General features: G+C 64.8%; 14 protein-coding genes. 9 read left to right on the forward strand and 5 right to left on the reverse strand.

The annotated features are described in order from the left end of the window. Nucleotides 1-62: 62 nt before the first annotated feature. Together hppD and Q9316_RS12830 are read left to right on the forward strand one after the other, a co-directional pair. The gene (hppD, locus tag Q9316_RS12825) at nt 63-1,166 is read left to right on the forward strand and encodes a 4-hydroxyphenylpyruvate dioxygenase (protein ID WP_306031997.1); all 1,104 of its coding nucleotides are present in this window, start codon (nt 63-65) and stop codon (nt 1,164-1,166) included. A gap of 248 nt (nt 1,167-1,414) precedes the next feature. Next, nucleotides 1,415-1,684: a hypothetical protein gene (locus tag Q9316_RS12830; RefSeq protein ID WP_306031998.1), complete on the forward strand. Its 270-nt coding sequence runs from the start codon at nt 1,415-1,417 to the stop codon at nt 1,682-1,684. Between the two features lie 65 nt (nt 1,685-1,749). On the opposite strand, the gene Q9316_RS12835 is transcribed toward Q9316_RS12830, so the two are convergent. Next, nucleotides 1,750-2,637 (reverse strand): branched-chain amino acid aminotransferase, encoded by an 888-nt coding sequence (locus tag Q9316_RS12835; protein ID WP_306031999.1) that lies wholly within the window; start codon nt 2,635-2,637, stop codon nt 1,750-1,752. A gap of 271 nt (nt 2,638-2,908) precedes the next feature. Here Q9316_RS12835 and Q9316_RS12840 point away from each other — a divergent pair, with 271 nt between their 5' ends. From Q9316_RS12840 to Q9316_RS12855, 4 genes are all read left to right on the forward strand, one after another. Further along, nucleotides 2,909-3,385, forward strand: a complete 477-nt coding sequence (locus tag Q9316_RS12840; RefSeq protein ID WP_306035292.1) for a MarR family winged helix-turn-helix transcriptional regulator — start codon at nt 2,909-2,911, stop codon at nt 3,383-3,385. 23 nt (nt 3,386-3,408) lie between these two features. After that, nucleotides 3,409-4,116 (forward strand): response regulator, encoded by a 708-nt coding sequence (locus Q9316_RS12845; RefSeq protein ID WP_306032000.1) that lies wholly within the window; start codon nt 3,409-3,411, stop codon nt 4,114-4,116. A gap of 217 nt (nt 4,117-4,333) precedes the next feature. After that, complete coding sequence (locus Q9316_RS12850) at nt 4,334-5,716, forward strand: ATP-binding protein (RefSeq protein ID WP_306032001.1); 1,383 nt, start codon at nt 4,334-4,336, stop codon at nt 5,714-5,716. Nucleotides 5,717-5,735: 19 nt separating this feature from the next. Beyond that, complete coding sequence (locus Q9316_RS12855; protein WP_306032002.1) at nt 5,736-6,320, forward strand: DUF1349 domain-containing protein; 585 nt, start codon at nt 5,736-5,738, stop codon at nt 6,318-6,320. Here Q9316_RS12855 and Q9316_RS12860 read toward each other — a convergent pair whose 3' ends face one another. From Q9316_RS12860 to Q9316_RS12875, 4 genes are all read right to left on the reverse strand, one after another. After that, entirely contained in the window at nt 6,321-6,662 is a 342-nt protein-coding gene (locus Q9316_RS12860) for a tRNA-binding protein (protein WP_306032003.1), read from the reverse strand. It abuts the gene before it with no gap. Nucleotides 6,663-6,682: 20 nt separating this feature from the next. Next, nucleotides 6,683-7,501 carry a pyrroline-5-carboxylate reductase gene (proC, locus tag Q9316_RS12865; protein ID WP_306032004.1) on the reverse strand — a complete coding sequence of 273 codons (819 nt, stop codon included), beginning with the start codon at nt 7,499-7,501 and terminating at the stop codon, nt 6,683-6,685. Nucleotides 7,502-7,503: 2 nt separating this feature from the next. After that, nucleotides 7,504-8,004: a YbjN domain-containing protein gene (locus Q9316_RS12870; protein ID WP_306032005.1), complete on the reverse strand. Its 501-nt coding sequence runs from the start codon at nt 8,002-8,004 to the stop codon at nt 7,504-7,506. 391 nt (nt 8,005-8,395) lie between these two features. Beyond that, nucleotides 8,396-8,653 carry an accessory factor UbiK family protein gene (locus Q9316_RS12875; protein ID WP_306032006.1) on the reverse strand — a complete coding sequence of 86 codons (258 nt, stop codon included), beginning with the start codon at nt 8,651-8,653 and terminating at the stop codon, nt 8,396-8,398. Nucleotides 8,654-8,893: 240 nt separating this feature from the next. Here Q9316_RS12875 and lgt point away from each other — a divergent pair, with 240 nt between their 5' ends. The 3 genes from lgt to pgeF all read left to right on the forward strand — a co-directional run bounded on the left by lgt (nt 8,894) and on the right by pgeF (nt 11,711). Beyond that, nucleotides 8,894-9,706 carry a prolipoprotein diacylglyceryl transferase gene (lgt, locus tag Q9316_RS12880; protein WP_371878005.1) on the forward strand — a complete coding sequence of 271 codons (813 nt, stop codon included), beginning with the start codon at nt 8,894-8,896 and terminating at the stop codon, nt 9,704-9,706. An 11-nt stretch (nt 9,707-9,717) separates the two neighbouring features. Next, a complete protein-coding gene (locus tag Q9316_RS12885) occupies nt 9,718-10,818 on the forward strand; it encodes a class I SAM-dependent methyltransferase (RefSeq protein WP_306032008.1) in 1,101 nt (366 codons plus the stop codon). Nucleotides 10,819-10,919: 101 nt separating this feature from the next. After that, nucleotides 10,920-11,711, forward strand: coding sequence for a peptidoglycan editing factor PgeF (gene pgeF, locus Q9316_RS12890; RefSeq protein WP_306032009.1), 792 nt, complete (start codon nt 10,920-10,922; stop codon nt 11,709-11,711). Nucleotides 11,712-11,735: the final 24 nt, after the last annotated feature.

The following is an 11,735-nucleotide window of genomic DNA, read 5'->3' on the forward strand; positions in this document are numbered from 1 at the left end:
CACGCACATTGCACGCCGTTCGCGCCATACTTCCCTCACATCACTTTCGAGGAGGACGAACAATGGGGCCTTTCCCGCATGACGCACCGCCGGCGCTGATCACCGCCGACAACCCGGCAGGCACCGACGGGTTCGAGTTCGTCGAGTTCGCCCATCCCGAGCCGGCAAAGCTCGAAGAGCTTTTCGCGCGCATGGGCTATAGCAAGGTCGCCACGCACCGCACGAAGGCCATCTCGGTCTGGCGCCAGGGCGACATCAACTATGTCGTCAATGCCGAGCCCGGCTCGCACGCCATGAAGTTCACGGAATTGCACGGCCCCTGCGCCGCCTCCATGGCCTGGCGCGTGGTGGATGCAAAGCACGCCTTCGAGCACGCCGTCTCCAAGGGCGCGACGCCCTATGACGGCGACGACAAGGCGCTCGACGTGCCCGCCATCGTCGGCATCGGCGGCTCCCTGCTCTATTTCGTCGAGAAATACGGCGCCAAGGGCTCGGCCTACGATGCCGAGTTCGAATGGACGGGCGAGCGCGACCCGAAGCCTCAGGGCGTCGGCTTCTATTATCTCGATCACCTCACGCACAACGTCTACCGCGGCAACATGGACAAGTGGTGGGACTTCTACCGCGAACTCTTCGGCTTCAAGCAGATCCATTTCTTCGACATCGACGGACGCATCACCGGCCTCGTCTCGCGCGCCATCACCTCGCCCTGCGGCAAGATCCGCATCCCGCTCAACGAATCGAAGGACGAGACGAGCCAGATCGTCGAGTACCTGAAGAAGTACAAGGGCGAAGGCATCCAGCACATCGCCGTCGGCACGGATGCGATCTACGACGCGACCGACAGGCTTGCCGAAAACGGCCTGAAGTTCATGCCCGGCCCGCCGGACACCTATTACGACCGCTCCTATGTACGCGTCGTCGGCCATGAGGAGCCGGTCGAGCGCATGAAGGCGCACGGCATCCTGATCGACGGCGAAGGGGTCGTGGACGGCGGCATGACGAAGATCCTGCTCCAAATCTTCTCGAAAACCGTGATCGGCCCGATCTTCTTCGAGTTCATCCAGCGCAAGGGCGACGAGGGCTTCGGCGAAGGCAATTTCCGGGCGCTCTTCGAATCGATCGAGGAAGACCAGATCCGCCGGGGCGTCATCGCAGCAGAATAACAACCGCGGCAACCAAGCCACTGCGGGGAAGGAAGAGGCGGTCGCATCGCGGTCGCCTCTTTTCATGCGCGCAAGTCTCCGGTGCACGAGCGGCGCGGGCAAATTGACAGACCCCAAAATTGTCCGCACGTTACGGCTGCCGAGTCTTTCGGCAGCGGGCGCGCGGGCTCCAGATCGCGCCCCGGCAACGAGGCAAGTGTCCGGCTCGGATCACTCTCATTCCGGGCGGACCTTTCGGAGGGGAAGTCATGGAAGCATTGATGCCCATCATCACGCAGCTCATCGCCGGCGCCGTCGGCGGCAATGCCGCGGGCGCGGCCCTGAAACAGGTGGCCGTGAGCGTGATCGTCCGCACCATCGTCGGCGCCATCGGGGGCGTGGGGGGCGGTCTTCTCCTGCAGATGGTGGGCGGGGAAGCCGGCCTCTCGGGGCTTGTCGCCAACGGCATCGGGGGCCTCGTCGGCGGCGGCGTGCTGACGGCCATCGTCGGCGCGGTGCTCGGCAAGAAGGCAGCCTGACTGGCTGCATAAAAAAAGGCGGCCCCGAAAGGGCCGCCCGTTTGTTTTCAGATCTCTCGCGCCGCTTATTCCGCGGCGGCCGCGACCGGATAGACTTCCTTCATGTAGTCGTTCATCAGCGTTTCGCAGATCGTGCCCGGCGTGAAGCGGTACGGGCCGATTTCCGAGACCGGCGTCACTTCGGCGGCCGAGCCGGTCAGGAAGCACTCGGAGAAGCCGGAAAGCTCTTCCGGCATGATCGCCCGCTCGACGATCTCGTAGCCGCGGCGCCTCGCAAGCTCGATGACCGTGCGGCGCGTGATGCCGTCGAGGAAGCAGTCCGGCACCGGCGTGTGGATGACGCCGTCCTTTGCGAAGAAGATGTTTGCGCCGGTCGCTTCCGCCACCTGGCCGCGATAGTCGAGCATCAGGGCGTCCGCATAGCCCTTGGCCTCGGCGGCATGCTTGGAGATTGTGCAGATCATGTAGAGGCCGGCGGCCTTCGACTTCGACGGCGCAGTCTTCGGATCGGGACGGCGATATTCGGCGATGTCGAGGCGGATGCCTTTCAGCTTCTCGGCCGGATTGAAGTAGCTGCCCCACTGCCAGATGGCGATGGCGACGTTGATGCGGTTGTTCTGCGCCGAAACGCCCATCATCTCCGAGCCGCGCCAGGCGATCGGGCGCGCATAGGCCTCGGAAAAGCCCTGGCGCTTCAGGAGCTCGATGCTCGCCGCGTCCAGCTCCTCGACCGTGTAGGGGATCTTGAAGCCGAGGATTTCGGCCGACTTGTGCAGGCGCTGGTTATGCTCGGTCAGCTTGAAGATGCGCCCGCCATAGGCGCGCTCACCCTCGAACACCGCGCTGGCATAGTGCAGGCCGTGCGTCAGCACGTGGATCTTCGCATCCTTCCAGTCGACGAACTCGCCGTTGAACCAGATTTGCCCATCCAGTTGATCAAAGGGAACAGCCATGGTGTCATCCTCCGGCGCTCTCGCGCGCCATTCTTTCAAGTTGATTGTTTCGCCTGTTACGGTCTAACCAGAAACGGGCAGGATTACCTGATCGGAATGGTAATCCGGATTGGGGATCGGAGAAACACCGGATACTCTCCGGCGCCTGGGAACCGCAATGTGGGCGGACCCTAACAAGGGCGGAAAAATATGTCAACAAAGCTGACATATTTTGCTATAAATTACGCTAGGACGGCAAAGCATGAAAGGAAATGACAACGTGGCCCGACAGATGCCGGACAAGAACGGCGGGAGCGAGCTGCACGAGGACGCCATGACGGGCGACGGCCGCATCGACTTCGAGATCATCGAAGGGCTGTTCTTCGCCTATCGCGACTTCATTTCCGATCCCGACGCCATTCTCGAAAAGAGCGGTTTCGGCCGCGCCCACCACCGGGTCGTGCACTTCGTCAACCGCGAGCCCGGCATGACGGTGGCGGACCTGCTCGACACGCTGAAGATCACCAAGCAGAGCCTGGCGCGCGTCTTGAAGCAACTCATCGATTCCGGCTATATCCAGCAGGTAGCCGGCCCCGAGGACCGCCGCCAGCGAAAGCTCTATCCGACAAGGGCCGGACGGGAACTCGCGCTGGCGCTCGCCGAGCCGCAATCCCGCCGCATCGCCCGTGCATTCGAGGACATGAGTGCCGGCGACCGCCGGGTGGTGACCCGGTTCCTTACCGGCATGCAGAACGCCAAGAGCGAATGATGAGTGAGCAGGAGGTGAAGACGATGACCGCTGCCGGTACGCCCTCCGACGACGCATCCCATCTTCTCGTCGTCGACGACGACACCCGTATCCGCGACCTTCTCAACCGTTACCTGATGGGCGCGGGTTTCCGCGTGACGGTGGCGGGGGATGCCGACGAGGCGCGTCGCAAGCTGCGCGGCCTCGATTTCGACCTCATCATCATGGACGTGATGATGCCGGGCGAAAGCGGCCTGGCACTGACGAAGAGCCTGCGCGAGATCCGCCCCGTGCCGATCCTCATGCTGACGGCGCTGGCCGAATCCAAGGCGCGCATCGAGGGCCTGGAGGCCGGCGCCGACGACTATCTCTCCAAACCCTTCGAGCCGCGCGAACTGGTGCTGCGCATCAACAACATCCTCAAGCGCAACGCGGCGCCCTCCACGCCGAAGATCGAGCAGGTCATGTTCGGCCCCTATACCTTCTCCATCGTGCGCAAGGAGCTGAAGCGCGGCAGCGATGTCATCCGCCTCACCGATCGCGAACAGGACATCATGCTGCTCTTCGCCCAGCGCGCCGGCGAGACAATCCCGCGCCACGAGCTGATCGGCGAGGAGACCGAGGTCGGCGAGCGCACCATCGACGTGCAGATCAACCGCCTGCGCCGCAAGATCGAGGACGACCCGTCCAATCCCGTCTGGCTGCAAACGGTGCGCGGCATCGGCTACCGCCTGAGCGTGGAGCACGTTTGATCGTGCCGGGCGCGCGCGCCAAGGGGCTCACCCCCCTCTGCCCTGCCGGGCATCTCCCCCTCAAGGGGGGAGATCGGCAAGAGCCAAAAACCGCGCTCAAGCTGTACCGTCAGAGAATGGCAAGGCATCACCCCATCCAATCTCCCCCCCTGAGGGGGAGATGCCCGGCAGGGCAGAGGGGGGTATCCCAAGCTGCACGCCTGCCGGGGTCTTACCCATGACCACCTTCGAGACCATCCGGCGGGACCTCGAGCGCGCGCCGGGCGCTGCCTGGAAGCGCTTCGCCCGCTGGCTGCGGCGCCAGATGCCGACCGGCCTCTACGCCCGCTCGCTGCTCATCATCATCATTCCGATGGTGCTGCTGCAGGCCATCGTCGCCTTCGTCTTCATGGAACGTCACTGGCAGCTCGTGACGCAGCGCCTGTCCATGGCCGTCACCCGCGACATCGCCGCGATCATCGATCTCATCGAGACCTACCCGCAGGACGAGGACTATTCGGAGATCACCCGCATCGCCCGCGAGCGGCTGGAACTCATCATCTCCATCGAGCCCGGCAAGGAACTGCCGCCGCCGCGCAGCAAGCCGTTCTTCAACATCCTCGACGAGATCCTGAGCGAGGAGATCGTCCGCCAGATCCGCCGGCCGTTCTGGATCGATACGGTCGGGGAGAGCAACCTCGTCGAGGTGCGCATCCTGCTCGACAACAAGGTGCTGCGCGTCTACGCCCGGCGCAACCAGGCCTATGCCTCGAACACCCATATCTTCCTGCTCTGGATGATCGGCGCGTCGCTCGTGCTGATCGCCATCTCCATCCTCTTCCTGCGCGGCCAGATCCGGCCGATCCTGACGTTAACCCAGGCCGCCGAAAGCTTCGGCAAGGGCCAGAAGATGCCGGAGAACTTCGCACCGCGCGGAGCAAACGAGGTGCGCCGCGCGGGCCTTGCCTTCATCCTCATGCGCGAGCGCATCGAGCGGCAGATGGAGCAGCGCACCGCCATGCTGACCGGCGTCAGCCACGACCTGCGCACCATCCTCACCCGCTTCAAGCTGCAGCTCGCACTCGCCGGCGACAATCCGGACCTGCAGGGCCTCAACAAGGATGTCGAGGACATGCAGACCATGCTGGAGGGCTATCTGTCCTTCGCTCGCGGCGATGCGGAAGAGGATGTCGGAGAACTCAGGCTTTCCGATCTCTTCGAGCGTTTCTCCCTGGAAGCCGAACTGCACGAGCGCGCCTTCTCCAGCGAGATCGAGGGCGACGACGAGGTGCTGGTACGCCCCAACGCCTTCAGCCGCCTCGTCGGCAACCTCGTCTCCAACGCGATGCGCTATGCGAAATCCGTGCACGTGGAGGCCCGCCACGGCGCCAAATGGCTGACCATCACCGTGGACGACGACGGCCCCGGCATTCCCGAGCGCTCGCGCGAGGATGTCTTCAAGCCCTTCTTCCGCCTGGACGAGGCCCGCAATCTCGATGCCTCCGGCACCGGACTCGGCCTTGCCATCGCCCTCGACATCGCCCGCAGCCACGGCGGCAACGTCACGCTCTCCGACAGCCCGATGGGCGGCCTCAGGGCGACGATCCGCGTTCCCGCCTGACGAAGAACGGAGCCTACCGATGAGCGCATTTCCCCTCGACGGCCTGACCTGGCTCAATCCGCCGCCCGCAGCCTCCGTTTGGGACAATCATCTCCACGTCCGCACCGGGCTGAAGACCGATTTCTGGCAGCGCACCTATTACGGCTTCCAGCCGGACAGCGGCCATTTTCTGCATCGTTCCTGGACGGGCGATTTCACGCTGGAGACGACCTTCCGCGGCCGCTACGAAACGCTCTACGACCAGGCCGGCCTGATGGTGCGCCATGACGAGACGACGTGGATGAAGTGCGGCATCGAATATACCGACGGCGCGAAACATTTCAGCGTCGTCGTCACGCGCGGCCATTCCGACTGGTCGGCTTTCCGCATCGATGACGAATTCGACCTGATTTCCGCGCGGGTGACGCGCAACGGCGATGCCCTGTTCATCCAGTACCGGACGGACGCCATGACGGACTGGCGCATGGCGCGCCTTGCCTATTTCCCGGCGGAGCCTTCGGAGGCCTTGGTCGGCCTGATGGCCTGCTCGCCGCAACGCGACGGCTTCGAGGCCGAGTTCACGGACTTCCGCCTTGGGCCGCCCGTCTCACGCGACATTCATTGATCAGCACATCTTCCTGCCGTTCGGCACGGCCTGTCCGACGCCGGCAAGCACGATCGCGCCCGTATCGTCCTCGAAACCGAGCGTCAGCACTTCCGAGCGCACCGGGCCGATCTGGCGCGGCGGGAAGTTGACGACGGCAAGCACCTGCCGGCCGACGAGGTCTTCCGGCGTATAGTGCACGGTGATCTGCGCCGAGGACTTCTTGATGCCGATCTCGGGGCCGAAATCGATCTGCAGCTTGTAGGCCGGCTTGCGCGCCTCGGGAAAATGCAGCGCCTCGACAATGGTGCCGACGCGAATATCGACGCGTTCGAAATCGGCGTAGGTGATGGTCTCGGTCATGGAAATATCCTTGGAAGGCGTCAGCCTGCCAGCTCCTCGGCACGCTTGCGGGCGGCGGCGATGGCCTTGTCGAAGAGCGGCTGCATGCCGTCGTCGGCCATGAGGATGGACAGGGCTGCGGCGGTGGTGCCGCCGGGCGAGGTCACGTTCTGGCGCAGGCGGCCGGCGTCGTCGGGGGACTGATGAAGCAGTTCACCAGCCCCCGCGACGGTTTCCCGCGCGAGCCGCATGGCGAGGTCCGCCGGCAGGCCTGCTTTGCGGCCTGCCTCTGCCATGCACTCGACGAGATAGAAGACATATGCCGGGCCGCTGCCCGAGACCGCCGTGACGGCATCGATATCGCCCTCGGTTGCGACCCATTCGACGGGGCCGCTCACCTTGAGCAGGGAATGCACGAAATCGCGCTGCGCCGCGGTGACGCGCGCATTGGCGAAGGCGCCCGTCACGCCGCGGCCGATCATGGCGGGCGTGTTCGGCATGGCGCGCACGGTGGCAGCTTCCCCGAGATGGCTTTCCAGATTGGCGATGGTCTTGCCGGCGGCGACCGAAACGATGACCGTGTCGGGTCCGACGAGCCCCTTCAGCGGCGGCAAGACCTGGTCGATGACCTGCGGCTTGACCGCAACGAAGATCACGCCGGCCTTCACGCCCTCCGGCGCGGATGTTTCATGCCGTGCGCCGTTGTCGGCGATCAGCTTGGCCATGGCCGGCTGCGGGCCTGGATCGATCACGATCACCGAGGAACCCGAAATACCGCTCTTCAGCCAGCCGGCGAGCATGGCCCCGCCCATGTTTCCCGCGCCGATGAGAACGATGGATCCGTGACCTGCAACCGCCATCGTCACGCCTCCCCGACCGTCTCGAAGAGCACCGCGTCGACGGCGGACTGGGCGTCCATGCCGGACCAGACGACGAACTGGAAGGCCTGGAAATAGGCTTCGCAGGCTTCGAGCGCGCTTGAGAGCAGCACCTCGACCTGCCGGTTGGTGGGCTCGGCCCCGCCGGCAAGCAGCAGCGACTGGCGGAAGATCACGACATCCTCGCGGCGCCACAGGTCGAAATGCCCCATCAGCACCTGGCCGTTCACATGCGAGAGCAGGCAGTGCACTTCGGTAACGCGGCTTTCGGGAACCTTGATGTCGAAGGCGCAGGCAAGGTGCAGCGCCTCGAACTCCTCCATCCAGGAGAAGGAGACGTGGTAGTCCGCCCACTTGCCCTCGACCGTCATCGCGATCTCGTCTTCGCCGGACCGCTCGAACGTCCAATCATTGTTGGCCGCGACGAACTCGATCATGTCGACCGGGTTGGACTGACGCCCGATATCCAATTCCATAAGGCTCATGCATCACCTTCTAGACCGGAAGGCATGCGCCATCGTGCCTACACACACGACGCGGCAAACCGAACTCCGGATACAACACTGAATGATTGCTCGGCACTACACCCACTCTGGACGACATACCCTGTCCGAAGCTTGCGCCGCCTGTCTCGAATCATCATTTAAAATCAGTGTATAACGGCGGAGTCACGACGCCAGCCCCCTGCCCGTCCAATTCTCCGCCCGGTTGTGGACAGCCGCTGTCAAAAAGATTCAGGTCGGACGCTTAAGGGACTCTGCGCAAAGGGCTTTTCGCAAGTGTCCACAGGGGTAAAAATTTTATTAAAAAAAACGGTTGGCGCGAAGTGAATCACGCCAACCGAGTCCCATCGGTCGAAAGCCGTGCCGAAACGGCTCAGTTGCCTGCGTTGAGGCGGGCTTCGAGCGCCTCGATGCGCTTGAGAAGCGCATCGTTTTCATCGCGTGCCTTGATCGCCATTTCACGCACGGCTTCGAATTCCTCGCGCTTGACGAGGTCCATGCCGTTGATGAAACGCTCGGCCTGGGCGCGGAACACGGTCTCGGCCTCCTTGCGCACGCCCTGCGCGGCGCCGGCGGCATCGGTCATCAGCTTGGCGAAGTCGTCGAGAATGCGGTTCGCACCGGTGGTCATGGTCGTACCCTTCCTGAGGTGTCGATGGTGGCTTGCGGGCGCCACCGCCCGCGTCATGAAACTGAGGTAGGGTCTCGCGCCCGCGCTTGCAAGCGGATTCCGGTGGATCGCCGCCGACCGGCCGGCCGCGCCGCCGCCGATCACGATTTATCGCCTTGACCCTGCCGCAAGGCGCCGCCATCTTCCGCGCCAAACAGGAAGAGCTAAACTTTGACGAACATCGCGCACCTTTTCGCCATCATGCCCTATCCGGAAATCGATCCGATCGCCTTCTCCATCGGCCCGGTCGCCGTGCACTGGTACGGCATCGCCTATGTCGTGGGCATCATGCTCGGCTGGCTCTATGCCCGCCGGCTGGTCGAGACGCCACGGCTGTGGGCCGGCGAGGCGCCGATGAACCGCACCCAGCTCGACGACTTCCTCGTCTGGGCCGCCGTCGGCATCATCCTGGGCGGCCGCGTCGGCTATATCCTGTTCTACGACTTCCCGAATGTCGTCGCTGATCCGCTGCGCGCCATCCAGGTCTGGAACGGCGGCATGTCCTTCCATGGCGGCCTTGCCGGCACCACGCTCGCCATGATCCTCTTCGCCAGGCGCCACGGCATCCCGATCTGGAGCCTGTTCGACGTCGTCGCCGCCGTCGTGCCGATCGGCCTGTTCTTCGGCCGCATCGCCAATTTCGTCAACGGCGAACTGTGGGGGCGCCTTTCCGACGCGCCCTGGGCGGTGATCTTCCCGCAGGCCGGCCCCTTCGCCCGCCATCCGAGCCAGCTTTACGAAGCGGGCCTCGAAGGCATCGTCCTGCTGACGGTCCTGGCGATCGCCATCTACCGCTTCGGCGCCTTGAAACGCCCCGGCCTCGTCAGTGGCCTCTTCGTGGCCGGCTACGCGCTCTCGCGCATCACGGTGGAGTTCTTCCGCGAGCCGGATCCGCAGCTCGGCTATCTCCTCGGCGGCTGGCTGACCATGGGCATGCTGCTGTCGCTGCCGATGCTCGCCCTCGGTCTCTGGGCGATCTTTCGCGCCCGCGCGGCCCGGCCGGCCAGCGCCTGAGCGATCCGCCCATGCCGACACCCCTCGCCCGCAAGATCAAGGCGCTGATCCGCATCAACGGCCCGATCAGCGTCACCGATTACTTCGCGCTCTGCCTCGCCGACCCCGAATACGGCTACTACCGCACGCGCGATCCCTTCGGCAGTGCCGGCGACTTCGTGACGGCGCCGGAAATCAGCCAGCTCTTCGGCGAGATGCTGGGCGTCTTCCTCGTCCACGCCTGGCAGAAGCACGGCGGGCCGGAGCAGGTGCGCATCGCCGAGATCGGCCCCGGCCGCGGCACCATGATGGCCGACATGCTGCGCGTCATCGCCAAGCTCGCCCCGCAGCTCTACGAAAGCGCGACGATCCACCTCATCGAGACGAGCCCGAAGCTGCGCGCCGTCCAGCACGAAACGCTCGGCACCGTTGCCGCCCGCGTCACCTGGCACGACAGTTTCGAGGACCTGCCGGAGGGTTTCGTGCTGCTCGCCGCCAACGAACTGTTCGACGCGATCCCCATCCGCCAGTTCATCAAGACGGCCTCCGGTTTCCGCGAGCGCATGGTCGGCCTCGGTGCCGACGACGAGCTGACCTTCGCCGCCGGCGTCGCCGGCATAGACCCCGCGCTGCTGCCGGAGCACCACAAGACAGTCCCCAACGGCACGATCTTCGAGATCGCCCCCGCCCGCGAGGCGGTGATGGCGACGATCGGTGAACGCATCGCCCGCTTCGGCGGCACGGCGGTGGCGATCGACTACGGCCATTTCGTCACCGGCTTCGGGGATACGCTCCAGGCGGTGCTCAAGCACGACTTCGATCTGCCGCTCGCCCATCCCGGCGAAGCGGACCTGACGAGCCATGTCGATTTCGAGCGTCTTGCCGGCGCCGCCGCCGCCGCGGGCCTTCATGTGCACGGCATGCTGCACCAGGGCGACTTCCTCGTCGGCCTCGGCATCGGGGAACGTGCCTCCGCGCTCGGTCGCAACCGCGACGAGACGACGCAGCAGGCGATCCTGTCAGATATCGACCGCCTCGCAGGATCCGGCGCGGGAAAAATGGGTGATCTTTTCAAGGTGTTGGCAGTTGGCAGCGCACCGCTCGCGCTCTTTCCGTTCCGTCAGCCCGATTGACACATCCGCCAAGGCCGGACAAATTCGACCCGATTTGCACCCCGCATGCCCCGGCTGAAATCCTTGCCTGGCGGCCCGCTCGAAAGCCCAGCCGAGAGATCATGAAGGACCAAGCGCTCCCCTCCCCGATCGAAAGCCCGCTGCTGGTCGAACGCGCCGGCACCGCGGCCCGCCACGGCTTCTTCACCCGCGAGGGCGGCGTTTCCGAGGGCATCTATCGCGGCCTCAATGTCGGGCTCGGCTCGAAGGACGAGCGGAAGAACGTCCACGAGAATCGCGCCCGCGTCGCCCGCTGGTTCTCCGCCGCGCCGGAGCGGCTGGCCACCGTGCACCAGGTCCATTCGCCCGATGTCGTCGTGGTGGACGACAGCTACGACGGCACCCGCCCCGAGGCCGACGCGCTGGTGACCGCGACGCCCGGCATCGTCCTCGGCGTGCTGGCGGCCGATTGCGGCCCGATCCTCTTTTGCGATCCCGAGGCACGCATCGTCGGCGCCGCCCATGCCGGCTGGAAGGGCGCGCTCTACGGCGTGCTGGAAAACACCATCGCGGCCATGGAAAAGCTCGGCGCGAAACGCGAGAACATCCTCGCCAGCCTTGGCCCGTCCATCGGCCGGCGGAACTACGAGGTCGGTCCGGAGTTCGTTCAACGTTTCCTCGACGTGGACGGGACCTATGAGCGCTATTTCACGCCGTCTGAGAAGGCCGATCATGCCATGTTCGACCTGCCGGGCCTGACGACGCAGCGGCTCGCCGACGCGGGGGTGACGGCCGAAAATCTCGACATCTGCACCTATCCCGACGAGGATCGCTTCTACTCCTACCGGCGCACCACCCACCGGCAGGAACCGGATTACGGCCGCCAGATTTCGGCCATCATGATAAGGGGCTGAAGCCCTGGAACAGACGAAGACGAG

Origin of the sequence: Shinella zoogloeoides (genome assembly GCF_030733845.1) — a bacterium.
In the GTDB taxonomy this organism is placed as follows: Bacteria; Pseudomonadota; Alphaproteobacteria; order Rhizobiales; family Rhizobiaceae; genus Shinella; species Shinella zoogloeoides_C.